General features: G+C 68.3%; 18 protein-coding genes. 13 read left to right on the top strand and 5 right to left on the bottom strand.

The window, feature by feature from the left end:
• Positions 1 to 13: 13 nt before the first annotated feature.
• From M2351_RS44110 to M2351_RS44090, 5 genes are all read left to right on the top strand, one after another.
• On the top strand, positions 14 to 799 hold the full coding sequence (locus tag M2351_RS44110; RefSeq protein ID WP_264662266.1) for a phytochelatin synthase family protein: 786 nt from the start codon (positions 14 to 16) through the stop codon (positions 797 to 799).
• Between the two features lie 232 nt (positions 800 to 1,031).
• Positions 1,032 to 1,343, top strand: coding sequence for a DUF485 domain-containing protein (locus M2351_RS44105; protein WP_264662265.1), 312 nt, complete (start codon positions 1,032 to 1,034; stop codon positions 1,341 to 1,343).
• Positions 1,340 to 3,010 carry a cation acetate symporter gene (locus M2351_RS44100; RefSeq protein ID WP_406567506.1) on the top strand — a complete coding sequence of 557 codons (1,671 nt, stop codon included), beginning with the start codon at positions 1,340 to 1,342 and terminating at the stop codon, positions 3,008 to 3,010. The genes M2351_RS44105 and M2351_RS44100 overlap by 4 nt, the downstream gene beginning before the upstream one ends.
• 261 nt (positions 3,011 to 3,271) lie before the next feature.
• Positions 3,272 to 4,324 carry an efflux RND transporter periplasmic adaptor subunit gene (locus M2351_RS44095; RefSeq protein WP_264662264.1) on the top strand — a complete coding sequence of 351 codons (1,053 nt, stop codon included), beginning with the start codon at positions 3,272 to 3,274 and terminating at the stop codon, positions 4,322 to 4,324.
• Between the two features lie 6 nt (positions 4,325 to 4,330).
• Positions 4,331 to 7,474 (top strand): efflux RND transporter permease subunit, encoded by a 3,144-nt coding sequence (locus M2351_RS44090; protein ID WP_264662263.1) that lies wholly within the window; start codon positions 4,331 to 4,333, stop codon positions 7,472 to 7,474.
• Between the two features lie 42 nt (positions 7,475 to 7,516).
• On the opposite strand, the gene M2351_RS44085 is transcribed toward M2351_RS44090, so the two are convergent.
• The gene (locus M2351_RS44085) at positions 7,517 to 7,876 is read right to left on the bottom strand and encodes a hypothetical protein (protein WP_264662262.1); all 360 of its coding nucleotides are present in this window, start codon (positions 7,874 to 7,876) and stop codon (positions 7,517 to 7,519) included.
• Between the two features lie 93 nt (positions 7,877 to 7,969).
• On the opposite strand from M2351_RS44085, the gene M2351_RS44080 reads away from it, so the two are divergent.
• The 8 genes from M2351_RS44080 (at position 7,970) to M2351_RS44045 (ending at position 15,456) form a co-directional block, all read left to right on the top strand.
• On the top strand, positions 7,970 to 8,566 hold the full coding sequence (locus M2351_RS44080; RefSeq protein WP_264662261.1) for a biotin/lipoate--protein ligase family protein: 597 nt from the start codon (positions 7,970 to 7,972) through the stop codon (positions 8,564 to 8,566).
• A complete protein-coding gene (locus M2351_RS44075) occupies positions 8,563 to 9,108 on the top strand; it encodes a DUF3305 domain-containing protein (RefSeq protein WP_264662260.1) in 546 nt (181 codons plus the stop codon). Before M2351_RS44080 ends, M2351_RS44075 begins: the two co-directional genes overlap by 4 nt.
• Entirely contained in the window at positions 9,083 to 9,706 is a 624-nt protein-coding gene (locus M2351_RS44070) for a DUF3306 domain-containing protein (protein ID WP_264662259.1), read from the top strand. Before M2351_RS44075 ends, M2351_RS44070 begins: the two co-directional genes overlap by 26 nt.
• Before the next feature lie 57 nt (positions 9,707 to 9,763).
• The gene (locus M2351_RS44065) at positions 9,764 to 10,423 is read left to right on the top strand and encodes a TorD/DmsD family molecular chaperone (protein ID WP_264662258.1); all 660 of its coding nucleotides are present in this window, start codon (positions 9,764 to 9,766) and stop codon (positions 10,421 to 10,423) included.
• Positions 10,413 to 10,646 (top strand): twin-arginine translocation signal domain-containing protein, encoded by a 234-nt coding sequence (locus M2351_RS44060; RefSeq protein WP_264662257.1) that lies wholly within the window; start codon positions 10,413 to 10,415, stop codon positions 10,644 to 10,646. The genes M2351_RS44065 and M2351_RS44060 overlap by 11 nt, the downstream gene beginning before the upstream one ends.
• Before the next feature lie 46 nt (positions 10,647 to 10,692).
• Positions 10,693 to 13,602: a formate dehydrogenase subunit alpha gene (locus M2351_RS44055; protein ID WP_264662256.1), complete on the top strand. Its 2,910-nt coding sequence runs from the start codon at positions 10,693 to 10,695 to the stop codon at positions 13,600 to 13,602.
• Between the two features lie 42 nt (positions 13,603 to 13,644).
• Positions 13,645 to 14,280: a formate dehydrogenase FDH3 subunit beta gene (fdh3B, locus tag M2351_RS44050; protein ID WP_264662255.1), complete on the top strand. Its 636-nt coding sequence runs from the start codon at positions 13,645 to 13,647 to the stop codon at positions 14,278 to 14,280.
• Positions 14,281 to 14,445: 165 nt separating this feature from the next.
• Positions 14,446 to 15,456: a formate dehydrogenase subunit gamma gene (locus M2351_RS44045; RefSeq protein WP_264662254.1), complete on the top strand. Its 1,011-nt coding sequence runs from the start codon at positions 14,446 to 14,448 to the stop codon at positions 15,454 to 15,456.
• 98 nt (positions 15,457 to 15,554) lie between these two features.
• Here the strand turns inward: M2351_RS44045 and M2351_RS44040 are convergent, their stop codons facing one another.
• The 4 genes from M2351_RS44040 to M2351_RS44025 all read right to left on the bottom strand — a co-directional run bounded on the left by M2351_RS44040 (position 15,555) and on the right by M2351_RS44025 (position 19,391).
• Positions 15,555 to 15,761 (bottom strand): hypothetical protein, encoded by a 207-nt coding sequence (locus tag M2351_RS44040; protein ID WP_264662253.1) that lies wholly within the window; start codon positions 15,759 to 15,761, stop codon positions 15,555 to 15,557.
• Positions 15,762 to 15,839: 78 nt separating this feature from the next.
• The gene (gene glf / locus M2351_RS44035; RefSeq protein ID WP_264662252.1) at positions 15,840 to 17,105 is read right to left on the bottom strand and encodes a UDP-galactopyranose mutase; all 1,266 of its coding nucleotides are present in this window, start codon (positions 17,103 to 17,105) and stop codon (positions 15,840 to 15,842) included.
• Between the two features lie 152 nt (positions 17,106 to 17,257).
• A complete protein-coding gene (locus M2351_RS44030) occupies positions 17,258 to 18,370 on the bottom strand; it encodes a LacI family DNA-binding transcriptional regulator (RefSeq protein ID WP_264662251.1) in 1,113 nt (370 codons plus the stop codon).
• Positions 18,371 to 18,470: 100 nt separating this feature from the next.
• The gene (locus M2351_RS44025; RefSeq protein WP_264662250.1) at positions 18,471 to 19,391 is read right to left on the bottom strand and encodes a LysR family transcriptional regulator; all 921 of its coding nucleotides are present in this window, start codon (positions 19,389 to 19,391) and stop codon (positions 18,471 to 18,473) included.
• Positions 19,392 to 19,539: the final 148 nt, after the last annotated feature.

Genomic DNA, 19,539 nt, shown 5'->3' with positions numbered 1-19,539 from the left:
CCGTCTGAGACCCATGATGCGAGGCGCGCTGGTCGCGCTCGTCGCCGCCCTCGCCGTTCCGGCCGTCCTTCCCGCGCCAGCTGCGCGTGCGCAGGACGCGACCCTGTCGGACAACAAGCCGAAATTCGGACCGGACGCCGCGCCGATCACCCAGGACCGCGACTATCTGCGCCGGGCGGAGGCGCCGGACTTCTGGGCGCTGATGCCCTACTACGTGCCGCAGCAGACGGGCAGCGCCTGCTCCGTCGCCAGCGTGGCGATGATGATCAACGCGTTGCGCGGGCTGCCCACCTCCTCCACCGAGCGGCTGGTCACCCAGAACCGCGTGCTGAACGAAGTGGACGACGACGTCTGGAAGGCCGCCGTCGGGGAGAACGGCGACGGCGTGTCCTTCGCTGATTTTGAAACCTACGTTCGCCGCTCCGTCGCCGCCTTCGGCATGGACGCGGAGGTGGAGGTGTTCCGGCCCAAGGACAGCTCCCCGGAAACGCTGGCGGAGCTGCGCCGGATCCTGACCGAGAACGAGCGCAGCAGCCGCGACATCATCCTTTTGGCCTACGACCAGGGAACGCTGACGGGCGATGCCACCGTCGGACACATCGCGCCGCTCGGCGCCTACGATCCCCAGAGCCGCCGCGTGCTGGTCATGGACGTCGACCGGCTGTGGTACGTGCCCTATTGGTCCAGCGACGAGAAGCTGTTGGAGGCCATGGTGAAGCCGGACCGCTCCGACCCCACCGGCAGCGGCATGATCCGCGTGCGCCTGCGCGGCGGAATCGCCGAGCGCACCACACCCTGAGGGAACGCCGAGCGGCCCGCGACCAGTTGTCGCAATAAAATCAAGCGTTTGTCTCTGAGCGAACCGGAATCCGGCTAATCCTTAACCGGATTTCGGTTAAAGATCGACGTTGCGTGCACGGATAATCCGCGCGACGCACCGAACGGCTCATTTAATTTCGCTTTTTGCTGATATGCACCGGGGGTATTGCTGCATTGCGCAATACCAAGGCACTGCAAGAAGCGAAACGACCATGCCCGATGAACTCTACGAACGGGTGCTGACCCACCCCAAGTTCGCCGAGATGACGAAAAGCCGCGCGCGCTTCAGCTGGAGGCTCGCCCTGATCGTCCTGGCCGTCTATTACACCTTCGTCCTGGCCTCCGCCCTGGCCCCCGACCTGCTGGGGCGCCCGATCGCGGAGGGTATGACCTTTTCGGTCGGCCTGACCGCGGGCATCGTCATCACGATCTTCTGCTCCCTGATGACCGGCGTGTACGTGCTGCGCGCCAACGGGCGCTACGACGCCATGAACCGCGACCTGATCGAGGAGGTCAGCCGATGATCTCTCGCCTGATCATGCGCGGCGTCCCCGCCCTGCTCGCGGCCCTATTCGCCCCGGCGGCCTTCGCGGCCGGCGCCATCGACGGCGCCGTGGAGCAGCAGCCGGTGAACGTGACGGCCATCGTCATGTTCCTGACCTTCGTCGCCGGCACGCTGGGCATCACCTACTGGGCGTCCAAGCGGACCCGGTCGGCGTCGGACTTCTACACCGCCGGCGGCGGCATCAGCGGCTTCCAGAACGGGCTGGCCATCGCCGGCGACTACATGTCGGCGGCGGCCTTCCTCGGCCTGTCCGGCATGGTCTTCGCCAAGGGCTTCGACGGCGTGATCTACACGGTCGGCTTCCTGGTCGGCTGGCCGCTGATGCTGTTCCTGGTGGCGGAGCGGCTGCGCAACCTGGGCCGCTTCACCTTCGCCGACGTCGCCTCCTACCGGCTGGGCCAGACGCCCATCCGCTCGCTGGCTGCCGTCGGGTCGCTGACCGTCGTCTGCTTCTACCTGATCGCCCAGATGGTGGGCGCGGGCAAGCTGATCCAGCTGCTGTTCGGGCTGGACTACGCCTACGCGGTGGTGCTGGTCGGCGTGCTGATGATCCTCTACGTCACCTTCGGCGGCATGCTGGCCACGACCTGGGTGCAGATCATCAAGGCGGTGATGCTGCTGGGCGGCTGCACCGTGCTGGTCGGTCTGGCGCTGGCTCAGTTCGGCTTCAACCCGGAACTGCTGCTGCAGAAGGCCGTCGCCGCGCACAAGTCGGGCGTCGCCATCCTGCGCCCCAGCGCCGCCATGGCCGACCCGGTCGCCGCCATCTCGCTCAGCCTCGCACTGATGTGCGGACCGGCCGGACTGCCGCACATCCTGATGCGCTTCTTCACCGTTCCGGACGCCAGGGAAGCGCGCAAGTCGGTCGTCTACGCCACCGGCTTCATCGGCTATTTCTTCATCCTGACGGTGACCATCGGCCTGCTGGCCATCGTGATCGTCGGCTCCAACCCGGAATTCCTGGACAAGGCCGGCAAGATCCTGGGCGGCGGCAACATGGCGGCCATCCACCTGTCCAAGGCCATCGGCGGCAACATCTTCCTGGGCTTCATCTCGGCGGTCGCCTTCGCCACCATCCTGGCGGTGGTGTCGGGCCTGACCCTGGCCGGCGCGTCGGCGGTCAGCCACGACCTCTACGCCCGCGTCATTAAGAAGGGCAACGCGACCGAGGCGTCGGAGATGCGGGTGTCCCGCTTCGCCACGCTGGCGCTGGGCGTGATCGCCATCACGCTGGGCCTTGCGTTCGAGAACCAGAACATCGCCTTCATGGTCGGCTTGGCCTTCGGCCTCGCCTCCTCGGTGAACTTCCCGGTTCTGATCCTGTCGATCTTCTGGAAGGGCCTGACGACGCGCGGCGCCTTCATCGGCGGCTTCGCCGGGCTGGTCAGCTGCGTGTCCTTCGTGGTGCTGGGCCCGACCGTGTGGGTCAGCGTCTTCGGCTTCCCGCAGCCGATCTTCCCCTACGAGCACCCGGCCCTGTTCTCCATGGTGATCGCCTTCACCTCGACCTGGCTGTTCTCCGTCACCGACCGCAGCCCGCGCGCCGCGGCGGAGGCGAAGGCCTACGAGTATCAGCACATCCGCTCCGAAACCGGCCTCGGCGCCGCCCAGGCGGTCTCGCACTAAGCAGAAACTGTCCAGGCCCGCCGCACCTCGAAAGGGGAGCGGCGGGTTTGTCTTTTGCCCATCCCTCATTCGATCAGCATCGTTGAACCCAACCGGACGCCGCGCTGTTCAAGTGGGCACGGCTGTCCGGGAACCCCTTCGATGCATCGCCTTCGTCATCGCCTCGCGGCGACGTGCCTTTTCTCCGTTCTCCTTCCGGCCAATTTTTTTCCAGTGGCCGCCGGTGCCCAACAGCCACCCAATGCGCCGCCGCCCACGGTGATGACCGAGGTGGTGCGCGAGCGGGAGGTCACCCCGACGAGCGAGTTCATCGGCCGCGTCCAGGCGATCCAGGACTTCGACGCCCGCGCCCGCGTGGAGGGCTTCATCGAGCAGGTGGCCTTCCAGGAAGGGCAGAACGTCACCAAGGACACCCTGCTCTACGTCATCGAGCAGGCTCCCTACCAGGCGGCGGTGGACAGCGCCAAGGCCGACCTCGCCCGCGCCCAGGCCTCCCAGCGCGAGGCGCAGCGCGCCTTCCAGCGCGCGGAGGAGCTGCGGACCCGCGGCAACATCTCCCAGGCGGACGTCGATCAGGCCAGGGCCGCGCAGGAAACGGCGGAGGCCGACATCATGCAGGCCCAGGCCAAGTTGCGGCAGGCGGAGCTGAACCTCGGCTACACCCGCGTCACCTCGCCCATCGACGGGCGCATCGGCGCCACCGCGGTGACCGCGGGCGACCTCGTCAACCCGTCCAGCGGGTCGCTCGCCACCGTCGTGCAGCTCGACCCCATCTGGGTGGTCTTCTCGGTCAGCGACCGCGACCTGCTGAAGACGCAGCGTGCCTTCCCCGACCTGTCCCCCGCCCAGGCCGTCGACAAGTTCGTGCCCGCCCTGCGATTGGCCGACGGGTCGGAGTATGAGCAGAAGGGCAAGGTCTCTTTCGCCAGCAACCGCATCGACCCGCAGACCAGCACCATCCCGGTCTACGCCGACTTCGCCAATCCGAAGGCGCTGCTGCTGCCGGGCCAGTATGTGACGGTGCTGATCCGCCCGGCCGAGACCGAACGGCAGCCCGTGGTGCCCGTCGCCGCCATCCAGCAGGACCAGCAGGGCAGCTACGTCCTGGTGCTCGACCAGCAGAACCGGGTGCAGCGGCGGCCCATCGAGCCCGGGCCGCAGCTCGACCAGCAGATCGCCGTGCCCAAGGGGCTCCAGGCCGGGGAGACCATCGTGGTGGGCGGCGTGCAGAAGGTCCGCCCGGGCATGACCGTGCAGCCGGAGCCCGCAACGCAAAATCCGACGACTCAGGCCGCCGAACAGCCGAAGGGATAAGCCTCCATGTTCTCCGGCCTGTTCATCCGGCGCCCGAACCTTGCCATCGTCATCGCGCTGGTGGTGACCATCGCGGGCGCGCTGGCGATCCTGTTCATCCCCGTCGCGCAGTTCCCGCCGATCACGCCGCCGTCCGTGCAGGTCTCCGCCACCTACCCCGGCGCCAACGCGCAGGTCGTCGCCGACAGCGTCGCCGCCCCGATCGAGGCGCAGGTGAACGGCGTGGAGGGCATGCTCTACATGTCCTCCACCAGCACCGACACCGGCACCTACACCCTGTCGGTCACCTTCGCGCCGGGCACCGACCCGGACCTTGCCCAGATCAACGTGCAGAACCGCATGTCGCTGGCCACGCCGACCCTGCCGGTGGAGGTGTCGCGCCAGGGCGTGACGGTGCGCAAACAGTCGTCCAACATGCTGATGGCGGTGAACGTCTATTCAACCGGCGGCCAGTTCGACCCGATCTTCATCTCCAACTACGCCAGCATCAACCTGCGCGACGCCATCGCGCGCGTGCCCGGCGTCGGCGACGCGCAGGTGATGGGCGCCCTGACCTACGCCATGCGCGTCTGGATGGACCCGAACCGCATGGCCGCGCTGGGCATCGCCGCGACGGACGTGGTCACCGCGATCCAGAACCAGAACCTCCAGGCCTCGGCCGGGCAGATCGGCGCGCCGCCGGTGCCCGACGGGCAACAGCAGCAGCTGACCATCCTGGCCCGCGGCCGGCTGGACGACCCCAAGCAGTTCGCGAACATCATCGTCCGCACCAACGCGAACGGCGGCATCGTGCGGCTGGGCGACATCGGGCGGGTGGAACTGGGGGCGCAGAGCTACAGCTCCACCGCCAAGCTGGACGGCAACCCGGCGGCGACCCTGGTCGTCTACCAGTCGCCGGACGCCAACGCACTGGACGTCGCCAAGGCCGTGCGGGCGGAGCTGGATCGGCTGTCCGGCCGCTTCCCACAGGGGCTGGAATACGCGGTCGTCTTCGACACCACCAGCTTCGTCAGCGCGACCATCGAGGAGATCGTGCTGACGCTGGGCATCACATTCCTGCTGGTCGTGGTGGTCATCTACGTCTTCCTGCAGGACTGGCGGGCGACGATGATCCCGACTCTGGCGATCCCCGTGTCGATCATTGGCGTCTTCGCCGTGCTGCTGGCGCTCGGCTACAGCGCCAACACCATCACGCTGTTCGCGCTGGTGCTGGCCATCGGCCTGGTGGTGGACGACGCCATCGTGGTGGTGGAGAACGTCCGCCGCGTGATGGAGGAGCATCCGGACCAGCCCGCCCCATCCGCCAGCCGCCTCGCCATGGAGCAGGTGACCGGCGCCATCGTCGCCTCCACCCTGGTGCTGGCGGCGGTGTTCCTGCCGGTGGCCTTCCTGCCGGGCATCACCGGGCAGCTGTACCGGCAGTTCGCCGTGACCATCACCGCGTCCTTCCTGATCTCCGGCATGGTGTCGCTGACCCTGACGCCGGCGCTGTGCGGCCTGCTGCTGCGCCCGCCGGGCCGACCCTGGCGCCCGCTGGCCGCCTTCAACACGGGGCTGGACCGGGTGCGTGACCGTTACGGCAGTCTCGTCGGCTGGTTGTCGCGCAAGCTGGTGGTCGGGCTCGCCGTCTTCGCCCTGCTGACCGCCGGCGCCTTCCTGCTGCTGCGGTCCTTGCCCACCGCCTTCCTGCCGTCGGAGGACCAGGGATACTTCTTCGTCAACGTCCAGCTGCCGAGCGCCGCCTCGCTCGGCCGGACGGAGACGGTGATGGGCGACGTGTCCGACCGGCTGCGTGCGACGCCGGGTGTCGCCCACGTCATCACCATCGCCGGCTACAGCATCCTCAGCGGGGCCGCGTCCAACGTCGGCTTGCAGATCGTCGTGCTGAAGCCCTGGAGCGAGCGGCCGGCCGGCCAGTCGGTGGACGCGATCCTTGGCCGGCTGAGGCCACAATTCGCGGCCGTGCCGCAGGCGACCATCGCCGCCTTCAACCCGCCCTCCATCCCCGGCTTGGGCAGCACCGGCGGCTTCGACCTGCGCGTGCAGGCGCTGGGCGGGCAGACGCCGCAGCAGCTGGGCGCGGTTCTGCGCGGCCTGCTGGTCGCCGCCAACCAGGAGCCGCAACTGTCGGCGGTCTTCAGCACCTTCAGCCCCGACGTGCCGCACCTGTTCGTGGACCTGGACCGCACCAAGGCGGCGCTGCTCGGCGTCTCCCCCGGTGACGTCTTCACGACCTTGCAGGCGCACCTGGGGTCCCGCTACGTCAACGACTTCAACCTGTACGGCCGCGTCTTCCAGGTGCAGGTGCAGGACGCCGCGGAGTACCGGGACGAGGTGGCGGCCATCGACCAGCTCTACGTCCGCAGCGCGTCGGGGGAGATGGTGCCGCTGCGCAGCATCGTCAGCGTCCGCACCACGCTCGCCCCGGACAGCCTGATCCGTTACAACCAGTTCCTCTCCGCCTCGGTCAACGGCAACGCCGCACCCGGCGGCAGCTCCGGCCAGGCGCTGGCGGCGATGCAGGAGGTGGCGGGCCGCACCCTGCCCGCCGGCTACGCCACGGAATGGACCGGCCTGTCCTACCAGGAAAGCCGCATCGGCAACCAGACCATCGTCATCTTCGGGCTGGCGGTGATGTTCGGCTACCTGTTCCTAGTGGCGCAGTACGAGAACTGGCTGATCCCGCTGGCCGTGCTGCTGTCGGTCGCCATCGCGGTGCTGGGCGCCGGCATCGGCCTGACCATCGCCCGCATCGCCAACGACATCTACGCGCAGATCGGCCTGGTCCTGCTGGTCGGCCTTGCCGCCAAGAACGCCATCCTGATCGTCGAGTTCGCGCGGGAGCAGCGCGCCGCCGGCCATCCGGTCATCGAATCCGCCGTGATGGGCGCCCGCCAGCGCTTCCGCGCCGTGCTGATGACGGCGCTGGCCTTCATCCTGGGGGCGGTGCCCCTACTGATCGCCTCCGGCGCCGGCGGGGCGAGCCGCCGGTCCATCGGCACCACGGTGTTCAGCGGCATGACCGCGGCGACCCTGGTCGGCATCATCTTCGTGCCGGTCCTGTTCGTCGCCTTCCAACGTCTGACCGAACGCATCCGGCCAAGCCAGCACCGGCCGGAAGGCCGTGTGGAACCGACGCCTGCGGAGTGAGGCTTATCCCCTCTCCCCTCCGGGGAGAAGGAACTTAGGCGCCTACTTCACCTCCTGGCTGCTCAGGTCCGACGGGTTCTGCGAGCGCGTCGGCTCGTTCGGCTGGTCGGGTTCGCTGGCCAGCCAGTTCGGGCGGGGCATCTTGTTGCCCTGGAGGTCCGGCGGCGCGGCGCGCACGGCGGACAGCGCCTGCTGGAGTTCCGAGGACTGCGTCTCGCCGCTGGTGGTGGCTTTCGGCGTACGGACGCCCTGGGCGTTGGGCTCCGGCTCCTGGCTCTGCTTGACGGCGGGATCGTTGGCGAGCGCCCCCTTGGTCGCGTCCTGCGCAAAAGCTCCGAAGGGGGCGACGGACAGGGTGGCAGCGACCATCAGGACGGCCGCAATGGAAGGAATGGCACGCACTGGGGATCTCCTTAGGGCGACGGCGACGCTCTCCCTTCCCACAACACCGCAGGGCACCAAGTCTCTCAGCGAAGCGTTTCCATCATTATGCACATGTTTGACAGACCGACCCTGCCGCCCGTCTTCCACCCGCAGCCCGTCACCGACCGCGGTCCCTTCGACGCGGCCGTCGCGGAGGCCGCTGTTGGCGGCGAACCGGGCACGCTGTTCTGGACACCGCGCCGCGACCGGCTGGAGGCGGCGGTGGTGCTGGCCCCGGACCGGCCGCTGGCCGACACGCGCCACGTCGCCGCCGTGACCCTGGTCGCGCTGGCCGACGCGCTGGAGGCGCTGGGGCCGCCGAACCTCGCCATCGCCTTCGACCTCAACAGCCGGATCCTGGTCAACGGCGCCGCCGTGGGCGAGGTGGCCTTCGCCGCACCCCCCGGTGCCGCGGAGGAGGCCGTGCCGGACTGGGCTGTGGTCGGCGTCCGCGTCGACGTGCAGGGCGATCCCGACGACCCCGACCCCGGCCTGCACCCCGACCGCACCGCGCTGCGTGAGGAAGGATTTGGCGACCTGGACGCGCCCCGACTCCTGGAGAGCTTCGCGCACCACACGCTGTTCTGGATGGACGTGTGGGAGAACGACGGCTTCGAGCCCGTGCGGCGCGCTTGGCAAAACCGCGCGCCCGACCGGAGGGCGTCATGACGGCCGACCGTTCCGAAAAGCGCGCCATCGGCGTCGTCGTGGAGCGCCAGCGCATCGACAACCCCTGGGTGGACGCGCGCTGGCGGGTGATCGGCCTGCTTCCGGCCCTGCCCGACCGCGCGCCGTGGAGCGTGCTGCGGCAGGGGCCGGAGCGGACCGAGTTCTACGCCGGGGCGGCGGAGGTCGCCCTCCATCCGACGGAGGCCGAGAACTACCGCGACAACCTCGCCGGATCGCGCCCGTCGCTCTACGTCATCCTGCGGCGCTGTTCGGAGGAACCGGGGCTGCGGCTTCTCGCCGCCACGGTCGATCCCGGAGAGGTGGACGCCCATTCCGACGCGGGCGACGACCTGATCGAGGCGGTGCCCCTGCCCCCGGACATCGCGGCCTGGATGCAGGACTTCGTCACTGGGCATCTCGTCGAGCGCCCCTTCTACAAGCGGCAGCGCGACCGCCCCGACCCCGAGGCGATGGCCCGCCGAGTCCCCGTTACCTGCCAGAAGGACGACCGTCGCCATGAGCATGGCCAAGAGCATGGATGAGTCCGAAGGCTTCCTGTCCCGCTGGTCACGCCGGAAGCGCGAAGCGCGCGAGGAGGCACCGCCGCCTCTTCCCGCCGAGGATCCCGAAGACGTCGCGGAGCCAGCCGACGAAGACGCGCCCGCGGACAGCGCCGAACCGGTCTTCGACCCGGCCAGCCTTCCGCCGGTGGAAAGCCTGGGCGCCGACAGCGACTACACCGCCTTCCTCGCCCCGGAGGTGCCACAGGCGCTTCGGCTCCAGGCCCTGCGCAAGGCCTGGGTCAGCGACCCGGTCATCGCGAATTTCCGCGGCTTCGCCGAATATGACTGGGACTGCAACGCCCCCGGCTACGGCGCGCTGCTGCCCACCGACCGCATCCTGGACATGGTCGACAACATCCTGGGCAAGGACGAGCCCAAGGAGGACGAGTCTCCCTCTCCCCTCCGGGGAGAGGGTAGGGGTGAGGGGGTTGCGCGTTTGCCGGACGAACCAAACAGTCGGGACCCCCCTCACCCCGGCCCTCTCCCCAGGGGGGAGAGGGAGAGAGTCCCTTTCCGACGTACCACCAACGCCCAGCGCAAGCCGGGCTGCGCAACAATCGTCTCCGCCTTCTGTTGACGAGACATGAGCCGGGGCCAACCGGCCGCAAAAGGCGGTGCGATGCGGGGAGACGGCATGGCGGAACACGCCGAACACGGTCCTATGGACGACGTGGATGACGCGGACCGACTGCGCGCGCAGGTCTACACCCTGCTGGCGCAGCTTTTGGCGCGCCCGCCGTCGCGCGCGCTTCTCAACACCGTCGCCGGGTTGTCCGGGGACGGCACTTCGTTCGGCCGCGCCATCGGCGACCTCGCCACGCGCGCCGCGTCCATCGACGAACAGCAGGCCGGCCGCGAGTATTTCGACCTGCTCGTCGGCGTGACGCGGGGAGAACTGGTCCCCTTCGCCTCCTACTACCGCACCGGATTCCTGAACGATCGCCCGCTGGCCCGCCTGCGCGAGGACATGCAGGCGCTGGGCATCGAGCGCGCCGCAGATGTAGTGGAGCCGGAAGACCACATCGCCTCCATCGCGGAGATGATGGCGGCGCTGATCGACGGTTCCCTCGGGCCGCCGGACCTGCACCGGCAGAAACGCTTCTTCGACCGCCATCTCGCCCCTTGGGCCGGCCGCTTCTTCGCCGACCTGGAGACCGCGGAGGCGGCGAACCTCTACCGGCCGGTCGGGACGATCGGCCGTCTGTTCCTGGACATTGAAGCCGACGCCTTCGCGATGCTTGCGCACGCGGCCGGCGCACTTGACGAGCGGGAGGGCACCAGCCATGCGCCGTGACGACACCCCAAAACCCAACACGAGCAAAACGGAAAAGCCCGGAATCGAACGCCGCAACCTGCTGAAAGGGCTGGGCATCGGCGCGGCGGGCGTGGCCGCGGCCACGCTCGCGAACACGACCGCCCCGGCCGAGGCGGCGACGGAGTCCCGGCAGGACCAGCTGAAGTCCCGCTACCAGGACAACGCCCACGTCGAGCGCTTCTACGCCCTGAATCGCCTTTAGTAACCGCCTGTTCCAAACGCCGCCTGTTCCAAACGAGGGTCCCGCCATGCTCGTCAAGCGCTCCACCGGAAAGCCCGCCCGCGGTTCGCTCGCCCGCAGCCTCGCGTCCGGACTGGCGGCCGGTCTCGGCGCGACCGTGGACCGCCGCGGCTTCCTCAAAAGCTCCGGCCTTGCGGCGGGCGGCATGGCAGCGCTGAGCGCGCTGCCGGCCACCATGATCCGCAAGGCGGAGGCCGGGCCGATGGTCCCCAATGTGGAGGTCGTCACCCGCAAGAACGTCTGCACCCACTGCTCCGTCGGCTGCACGGTGATTGCGGAGGTGCAGAACGGCGTCTGGACCGGGCAGGAGCCGGGCTGGGAAAGCCCGATCAGCCAGGGCGCCCACTGCGCCAAGGGTGCGTCGGTGCGCGAACTGACCAAGGGCGAGCGGCGGCTGAAATACCCGCTGAAGCTGGTGGACGGGCAGTGGCAGCGCATCTCCTGGGATCAGGCGGTCGAGGAGATCGGCAACCAGCTTCTGGACATCCGCAAGCAGTCGGGGCCGGACGCCGTCTTTTGGCTGGGGTCGGCCAAGTTCACCAACGAGGCGTCCTACCTGTTCCGCAAGCTGGCGGCCTTCTGGGGGACCAACAACGTCGATCACCAGGCGCGCATCTGCCACAGCACCACGGTCGCCGGCGTGGCGAACACCTGGGGCTACGGCGCCATGACCAACAGCTACAACGACATCCAGAACGCCAAGGCGCTGCTGTTCATCGGCGGCAACCCGGCGGAGGCGCACCCCGTCTCCATGCCGCACGCGCTGCGCGGAAAGGAGCGCAACCGCGCCCCCTACATCGTCATCGACCCGCGCTTCACCCGCACCGCCGCCCACGCAACCGAATACGTCCGCATCCGCCCGGGCACGGACATCCCCATGACCTGGGGCATCCTGTGGCACATCTTCGAGAACGGCTGGGAGGACAAGGAGTTCATCCGCCAACGCGTCTACGGCATGGACGAGGTCCGTGCCGAAGTGAAGAAGTGGGACCCCGCGACGGTGGAACGCGTCACCGGCGTGCCCGGCGAGCAGGTCAAGCGGGTGGCGGAGCTGATCTCCAAGAACCGGCCCTCCACGGTGATCTGGTGCATGGGCATCACGCAGAAGACGACCGGCACGGCCAACGTGCGCGCGCTGTCGATCCTCCAGCTGGCGCTCGGCAACATCGGCGTGGCCGGCGGCGGGGCCAACATTTACCGCGGCCACTGCAACGTGCAGGGCGCCACGGACCTTGGGCTCGACGTCTCCACCCTTCCCTCCTACTACGGGCTGGCCGAGGGGGCATGGAAGCATTTCTGCCGCGCCTGGGACGTGGACTACGACTGGATGAAGGCCCGTTTCACCTCCAAGGAGCTGATGGAGGCCAAAGGCATCCCGACCACCCGCTGGTTCGACGCCGTCACCTACAAGCCGGAGGACATCGAGCAGCCCTCCCCGCTGAAGGCGATGTTCGTCATGGGCCACGGCGGCAACACCGTCACCCGCATGCCGGAGATGCTGAAGGGGCTGGAGAAGCTGTCGCTGCTGGTCGTCGCCGACCCGCACCCGACGACCTTCGCCTCCTTCAAGCAGCGGCGCAACGGCACCTACCTGCTGCCGGCCTGCACGTCGTTTGAGACCGACGGGTCGCGCACCTGCTCCAACCGCTCCCTCCAGTGGGGCGAGAAGGTGGTGGAGCCGATCTTCGAATCGAAGGACGACTACACCATCATGTACCTGATGGCGAAGAAGTTCGGCTTCGCCGACGAGATGTTCAAGCACATCTCGGTCGAGAACACACGCCCCGTGCCGGAGGACATCCTGCGGGAGATCAACCGCAGCTGCATCTCCACCGGCTACACCGGCCAGTCGCCGGAGCGGCTGAAAATGCACATGAAGCAGCAGGCCGACTTCGACAAGATCACCATGCGGGCGTCCGATGGTCCCTGCAAAGGCGACTATTACGGCCTGCCCTGGCCCAGTTGGGGCCATCCGGAGCTGCGGCATCCGGGCTGCGGCATCCTTTACGACACGTCCAAGCATGTGATGGACGGCGGCGGCGTGTTCCGCGCCCGCTTCGGCGTGGAGCGCAACGGCGTCAGCCTGCTGGCCGACGGTTCCTATTCCCAGGGGTCGGAGATCCAGGACGGCTATCCGGAATTCACCATGGCCATGCTGAAGAAGCTGGGCTGGGACAAGGACCTGACGCCGGAAGAGGCGCGCGTCATCCAGGCCATCGGCGGCGACAAGCCGGACGAGGTGAGCTGGCAGACGGACCTGTCCATGGGCATCATTCGCGTGGCGATGAAGCACGGCTGCGTGCCGCACGGCAACGCCAAGGCGCGCTGCGTGGCCTGGAACCTGCCCGACCCGGTTCCGGTGCACCGCGAGCCGATCTATTCCCCGCGGCCGGAGCTGGTGAAGGAGTACCCGGCCATTCCGGACCGGCGCGACTTCCGCCTGCCGCAACTCGCCCGTTCGCTCCAGTCCAAGATCGCCGAGAGCGACCTGCGCCAGCGCTTCCCCTTCATCCTCACCTCCGGCCGTCTGGTCGAGTATGAGGGCGGCGGCGAGGAGACACGGTCCAACCCGTGGCTGGCCGAGTTGCAACAGACCATGTTTGCGGAGATCAACCCGAAGGACGCCGAACGGCTGGGCATCCGCAACGGCGCGATGGTCTGGGTCTACGGGCCGGAGAACGACGCCAAGGCGAAGGTCATGGCCCAGGTCACCGAACGGATCGGCGTCGGCACCGTCTTCATGCCCTTCCATTTCTCCGGCTACTGGCAGGGAGAAAGTTTGCGCGGGAACTACCCGCCGGGCACGGACCCCATTGTCCTGGGCGAGGCCGCCAACAGCGTGACGACCTACGGCTACGACCCTGTGACCTTCATGCAGGAAACCAAGGTGACGCTGTGCCGCGTTGAACCAGCGTGAGCGGATGGCCGGCGTAAGCGGACGGGAGGAGAAGGACAGACCATGGCCCGCATGAAGTTCCTGTGCGACGCGGAACGCTGCATCGAGTGCAACGCCTGCGTCACCGCCTGCAAGAACGAACACGAGATCCCCTGGGGCATGAACCGGCGCCGGTTGATCACGCTGAAGGACGGCGTGCCCGGCGAGCGGTCCATCTCCATGGCCTGCATGCACTGCAACGACCCGCCCTGCGCCGGCGTCTGCCCGGTGGATTGCTTCTACCAGACGGCGGACGGGGTGGTGCTGCACAACAAGGACCTGTGCATCGGCTGCGGCTACTGCTTCTACGCCTGCCCCTTCGGCGCGCCGCAGTACCCGCAGACCACCAATTTCGGCAGCCGCGGCAAGATGGACAAATGCACCTTCTGCACCGGCGGCCCGGAGGTCGACAACTCGCCGGAGGAATACCAGAAATACGGCTCCAACCGGCTGGCCGAGGGCAAGCTGCCGCTGTGCGCCGAGATGTGCTCCACCCGCGCGCTGATGGCCGGCGACGGCGACGTCCTGGCCGACATCTACCAGGAACGCTCACTCCGCCGCGGCTACGGCTCCGGCGCCTACGGCTGGTCGACGGCCTACGGCAACGCCGATAAAGGCCGCGCCTTCGGCCCCGGCGCATCGGGCACCAAGGGCAGCTGACCTCAAATCCCCTCTCCCCTCCGGGGAGAGGGTTAGGGTGAGGGGGCGCCCGCAGGGCGTCAACGCAGCCTCTTTGCAGGGCTTTTCCGGCCTACGGCCGCCCCCTCGTCCCAACCCTTCTCCCACACGGGGGAGAAGGGCTCAAAGAACAGGGAAGGACGCGACATGACGAGGCACCACCGCCACCTTCTGATCCACCTGCTCGTCCTGGCGGTGCTGGTGCTGGCCGCGCCCGCGGTCCGGGCGCAGCTGTACCAGAATCCGGTCAACCCGCCGGCCACCAAGGAGCAGGTCCCGCTCTACCAGCCGCAGGAAAAGCTGGTCGGCACGGTCAGCATCCCCGACGAGAAGCTGTCCGTGCTCGTCCAGCCGGAGGGGCGGGAGTGGCGCGAGTTCCGGTCCTACTGGCTGCGGGTCGTCGCCGGCACGCTGGCGCTGGGCATGCTGGCGGCGCTGACGCTGTTCTACCTGTTCCGCGGCACCATCCGCATCTCCAAGGGGCGGTCCGGCCGCTGGGTGCCGCGCTTCGGCGGGTTCGACCGGTTCGCCCACTGGACGACGGCGGTCAGCTTCCTGATCATGGCGATCACCGGCCTGATCATCACCTTCGGGCGGCCGTTGCTGATCCCGTTGATCGGGCATGAGGCCTTCACCAGCACGGCCTACGCCAGCACCTTCCTGCACAACTTCTTCGCCATCCCCTTCACGCTGGGGCTGATCCTGATCTTCGTCATCTGGATTCGCGACAACCTGCCGGAAAAGGCCGACCTCGTCTGGCTGCGGACCCTGGGCGGCGTCCTGAACAAGGCCGGCGAGCATCCGGAGGCCGGGCGCTTCAACGCCGGGCAGAAGCTGATCTTCTGGGCGGTCGTGTTCGGCGGCTTCGCCCTGGCGGTCAGCGGCGTGCTGCTGATGCTGCCCTTCTCGGTCACCGGAATCGGCGGCATGCAGATCCTGCACGTGCTGCACGGCCTGATCGCATCGCTGATGATCGCGGTGATCATCGCGCACATCTACATCGGCACGATCGGGATGGAAGGCGCCTTCGACGCCATGGGCCGCGGCGTGGTCGACGAGAACTGGGCCAAGGAGCACCACAGCCGCTGGTACGAGGAGCAGATCCTTGCCATGCGCGCCAACGACGGTCGTCCGGTCCACCACCGCGCGGCGGAGTAAAGCGGTGGAGTGACGCAGCGGAGAAACAAAACAACCACAGAGGCACGGAGACACAGAGAAAACAAACTCTGTGTCTCCGTGCCTCTGTGGTGAATTTTCTAGCCGTTTTTGGGCTTTTCCGCCAGCCGCTCCTCGTTCGGCGGACCCATGAAGTCGCGGTATTCGACGGTGTTTTCCTTGCCGATCCGCGCGCTGGGGGTGGCGAAGGCGTTCTCCGCCATGCGGCTGAAGCCCCCTTGCAGCACCACGCTGGCGCCAATGGCCAGCACGACGGCGAAAATGACGGCGATTCCGAACGCTTTCATCGCTTCTCCTCCTGCCCCGGTCAGAGCAACGGTTTTCTCGTCAACACGCCGGACCGGGGACAGGTTTCAAAGCGACGTTCACGCCTCCGGGGCGGCCGTCGTCCGGGCCGGGGCGCCGGCCCCGGCGCCGATGCCGGACATGCCGCGCGCCGCCTCGGTCGTGGCGCCCTCGCCCCTGGCGATGCGGGTGTAGAGCGCCAGCGCCTGCCCCACGACCTGGTCCATGTTGTAGTAACGATAGGTCGCCAGCCGCCCGACGAATTGAACGTTCGGCGTGGCGTCGGCGAGCGCCTGGTATTTCCGGTAGAGTTCCGCGTTCTCCGGCTTCGGCACGGGGTAGTAGGGATCGCCCTCGGCCGAGGGGAACTCGTAGGTCAGGCTGGTCTTGGCGTGGGTCTGCCCGGTCAGGTGCTTGTATTCGGTGATGCGGGTGTAGGGCACGTCCTCGCCGGGGTAGTTCACCACGCCCACGGGCTGGAACCATTCCCGGTCCACCGTCTCGTGCTGGAACTTCAGGGAGCGGTAGGGCAGCTTGCCGAAGCGGTAATCGAAATACTCGTCCACTGGGCCGCTGAAGATCAGGTTGCGGTGTTGCACCTCGCGCGCGACGTCGCGGTAGTCGGCGTTCAGCATGATTGTAATGTTGGGATGGTCCAGCATGTTCTCGAACATGCGCGTGTAGCCGTGCAGCGGCATGTTCTGGAAGCTGTCGCCGAAATAGCGGTCGTCGTCGTTGGTGCGCGTCGGCACGCGGGAGGTCACCGACTTGTCGAGATCCGACGGGTCGAGACCCCATTGCTTGCGCGTGTAGCCGCGGAAGAACTTCTCGTACAGCTCCCGCCCCACGGCACCCACCACCACGTCTTCCGACGTGCGGATCTCCGCCACCGGTTCGGCGCGCGCCTTCAGGAAGGCGGCCACGCCCGCCTCGTCCAGGTCGAGACCATAGAGGCGATTGACGGTCGTCCGGTTGATCGGGATGGGGACCAGCTGTTCGTCCACCCGCGCCAGAACCCGGTGCTCGTAGGGCCGCCACTTGGTGAAACGCGACAGGTAGTCCACGACCTGCTGGGCGTTGGTGTGGAAGATGTGCGGGCCGTAGCGGTGAATCAGCAGGCCGTCGTCGTTGTGGTGGTCGTAGGCGTTGCCGCCGATGTGCGGGCGCCGGTCGATCAGAAGCACCCGCTTGCCCAGCCCCGCCGCCAGCCGTTCGGCCAGCACGCTGCCGGCGAAGCCCGCCCCGACGATCAGGTAATCGAACCCCGCCGGCCCTTCCGGACGGCGCACGTAAGCCGGAGCGGCGGCCGGTACCGGCGTCCCGGCCCCGGTGTCGAAATCGCGCATTCGGTCTGCCCTCTTCTGCGAGCCAAGCTCGGCATCGGGGCAAACCGTGCGGCGCCCCGTTCATTCGCATGCGCAGCGAACGGCGGAAGGCGGCGGAGGGTTCCGGTCGGAAGGCGCGTCGTCTCGGGGTACTCCCCCGCGGGAAAAACCTCTTACGGAGTAGTTGAGGCCGTTGCTTCGGCCGGCCGGGTGCTGTCCCGGACCACCAGCTCGCAGTCCAGGCGGTGATGCGGCTGCGCCGGGTCCCCGCCGTCGAGGCGGCGGAGGATCTGCGCGGCGGCCAACTGCCCGATCTCCCGCTGGGGCGGGCGGACGGTGGACAGCGGCGGGATGCAGGCGGCGCTGAAGGTCAGGTCGCCGAAGCCGATCACCGCGATGTCGTCCGGCACGCTGAGCCCGCGCCGGTTCGCCTCGAACAGCACGCCGAGCGCCATGGCGTCGTTGGAACAGACCACCCCGTCGATGTCCGGATGGAGCGCGAACACCTCGTCGATCAGCCAGATGCCCACGGGGGTGGAAGCGGTGTCGGGCGCCGTGAAGGAGATGGGCTCGTGCAGGCCGCGACGGCGCACCTCGTCCTCATAGCCGTCGGTGCGGCTGCGCACGCGCATGTCCTGGTGCACGGCGGCGCCGATGTAGGCGACCTTGCGGCTGCCCTGGTCATAGAGGTGGCTGGCCTGCCGCCGCCCGACCTCGAAGTGGGAGAAGCCGACGGTCATGTCCACTGCCGGGAACTGGGCGGAGGGGATGTCCCACATCTCCACCACCGGGATGCCGCTGGAGCGCAGCATGGCCCGGGTGCGGTCGGTGTGGTGCAGGCCGGTGGAGACCACCGCGGCCGGCGACCAGGCGAGGAAGGCGCGGATCAGCTCCTCCTCCCGCTCCGGGTCAAACTCGCTGACGCCCAGCAGGGTCTGGTAGTGCGCCGCCTGGAAGGCGCTCTGCAGCGTGTTGTAGGTCTCCGCGAAGAAGGAGTTGGTGATGGAGGGCAGGATGACGCCGACCGTGCGGCTCTTGGCGGCGGCGAGGCTGCCGGCGACGAGGTTCGGCACATAGCCCAGCTCGTCGATCACAGCGCGGACGCGGGTCGCCAGCTCCTCCGACACGGCTTCCGGCTTGCGCAGGTAGAGCGACACGGTGCTGGGCGACACGCCGGCGGCGTTCGCCACGTCGGTCATGGTCAGGCGCTGGGTCGCGCGGCGCGTCTTCTTGCGCTGAGGCCGGAGCGGCGAATGCGGCGGTGTCTTGGGCGGAGGTGGAGCCATTCTCGTCCTTCCCTGCGGCGGGCGGTGCCGCTTGGCGAAACAGTATGATAGCACAGCCTTGGCGCCAAAGGGGAATTCGCCCCGGTTGCAATCCTGACCATCATAAAACCGCGTCAGGACTCCGCCGGATCAGGTCGTTGCGGACATTGTCCACGAAGAAGTCGATGAAGGCGCGGATCTTCGCCGGCAACAGGTTGCGGTGCGGGTAGAGCACGGCCAGCGCCACCGGCTCCGGCGGCAGGTGGGGCAGCACGACGCGCAGGTCGCCGCTGCGCAGGTGGTCGGCCACCTCCCACACCGGCTTCAGCGCGATCCCCTCCCCCGCCAGCGCCCAGGCGGTCAGCACATCGCCGTCGTCGGCGTCGAACTGGCCGGACACCGGCAGGGTCATCGGCCCGTGCGGGGTCTGCAAGGTCCACTGGAACTGCTGGGATCCGGGGAAGCGCAGCAGCAGGCAATGGTGGGACAGCAGATCCTCCGCCCGTTCCGGCACGCCGCGCCGCTCCAGATAGGCGGGGGCGGCGCAGAGCACGCGGGGCAGGTCGCAGACCTTGCGCGCCATGAAGCTGCTGTCCTTCAGCACCGCCATGCGGATGGCGACGTCCGTCGCCTCGCGCAGCAGGTCCAGCAGATGGTCGGACAGGCGAAGCCGAACCTCCACCTGCGGATGCAGCGCGCGGAAGCGCGGCACCATCGGCGCCAGGATGTGTCGCCCGAAGCCCAACGGCGCCGTCACGCGCAGGCTGCCCACCGGCGCCCCGCCGATGGCGGCGACGCTGCTCTCCGCCCGCTCCGCGGCGTCCAGCACCTCCAGGCAATGCTCGAAGAAGACCTTGCCGGCCTCGGTGAACTGCACCTGCCGGGTGGTGCGGTTCAGCAGCCGGGCGTTCAGATGCTCCTCCAGGCTTTGCAGCCGGTGGCTGACCACCGCCGGCGACAGGCGTAGGCTGCGCCCGGCCGCCGACAGGCTGCCCAGCTCCACCACCCGCACGAACACCCGCATGTTCTCCAGCAGAGCCACGGCACGTCCCTATACAAAGTCCCTTCTCCCCCCTGGGGAGAAGGTTAGGATGAGGGGGCGGCCGTAGGCCGGAAACGCACGCTCATTGCAGTGCTTGGACGCCCTTGCAGGGCGCCCCCTCACCCTGACCCTCTCCCCGCTTTCGGCG

It is taken from the genome of Azospirillum canadense, from assembly GCF_025961225.1.
GTDB classification, from domain to species: domain Bacteria; phylum Pseudomonadota; class Alphaproteobacteria; order Azospirillales; family Azospirillaceae; genus Azospirillum; species Azospirillum canadense.
This window is presented reverse-complemented; position numbering and strand designations above follow the sequence as displayed.

Coding starts and splice junctions, on each gene's coding strand:
- M2351_RS44110 (WP_264662266.1), top strand. CDS start 14: ATGATGCGAGGCGCGCTGGTCGCGCTCGTCGCCGCCCTCGCCGTTCCG.
- M2351_RS44105 (WP_264662265.1), top strand. CDS start 1,032: ATGCCCGATGAACTCTACGAACGGGTGCTGACCCACCCCAAGTTCGCC.
- M2351_RS44100 (WP_406567506.1), top strand. CDS start 1,340: ATGATCTCTCGCCTGATCATGCGCGGCGTCCCCGCCCTGCTCGCGGCC.
- M2351_RS44095 (WP_264662264.1), top strand. CDS start 3,272: ATGACCGAGGTGGTGCGCGAGCGGGAGGTCACCCCGACGAGCGAGTTC.
- M2351_RS44090 (WP_264662263.1), top strand. CDS start 4,331: ATGTTCTCCGGCCTGTTCATCCGGCGCCCGAACCTTGCCATCGTCATC.
- M2351_RS44080 (WP_264662261.1), top strand. CDS start 7,970: ATGTTTGACAGACCGACCCTGCCGCCCGTCTTCCACCCGCAGCCCGTC.
- M2351_RS44075 (WP_264662260.1), top strand. CDS start 8,563: ATGACGGCCGACCGTTCCGAAAAGCGCGCCATCGGCGTCGTCGTGGAG.
- M2351_RS44070 (WP_264662259.1), top strand. CDS start 9,083: ATGAGCATGGCCAAGAGCATGGATGAGTCCGAAGGCTTCCTGTCCCGC.
- M2351_RS44065 (WP_264662258.1), top strand. CDS start 9,764: ATGGCGGAACACGCCGAACACGGTCCTATGGACGACGTGGATGACGCG.
- M2351_RS44060 (WP_264662257.1), top strand. CDS start 10,413: ATGCGCCGTGACGACACCCCAAAACCCAACACGAGCAAAACGGAAAAG.
- M2351_RS44055 (WP_264662256.1), top strand. CDS start 10,693: ATGCTCGTCAAGCGCTCCACCGGAAAGCCCGCCCGCGGTTCGCTCGCC.
- fdh3B (WP_264662255.1), top strand. CDS start 13,645: ATGGCCCGCATGAAGTTCCTGTGCGACGCGGAACGCTGCATCGAGTGC.
- M2351_RS44045 (WP_264662254.1), top strand. CDS start 14,446: ATGACGAGGCACCACCGCCACCTTCTGATCCACCTGCTCGTCCTGGCG.
- M2351_RS44040 (WP_264662253.1), bottom strand. CDS start 15,761: ATGAAAGCGTTCGGAATCGCCGTCATTTTCGCCGTCGTGCTGGCCATT.
- glf (WP_264662252.1), bottom strand. CDS start 17,105: ATGCGCGATTTCGACACCGGGGCCGGGACGCCGGTACCGGCCGCCGCT.
- M2351_RS44030 (WP_264662251.1), bottom strand. CDS start 18,370: ATGGCTCCACCTCCGCCCAAGACACCGCCGCATTCGCCGCTCCGGCCT.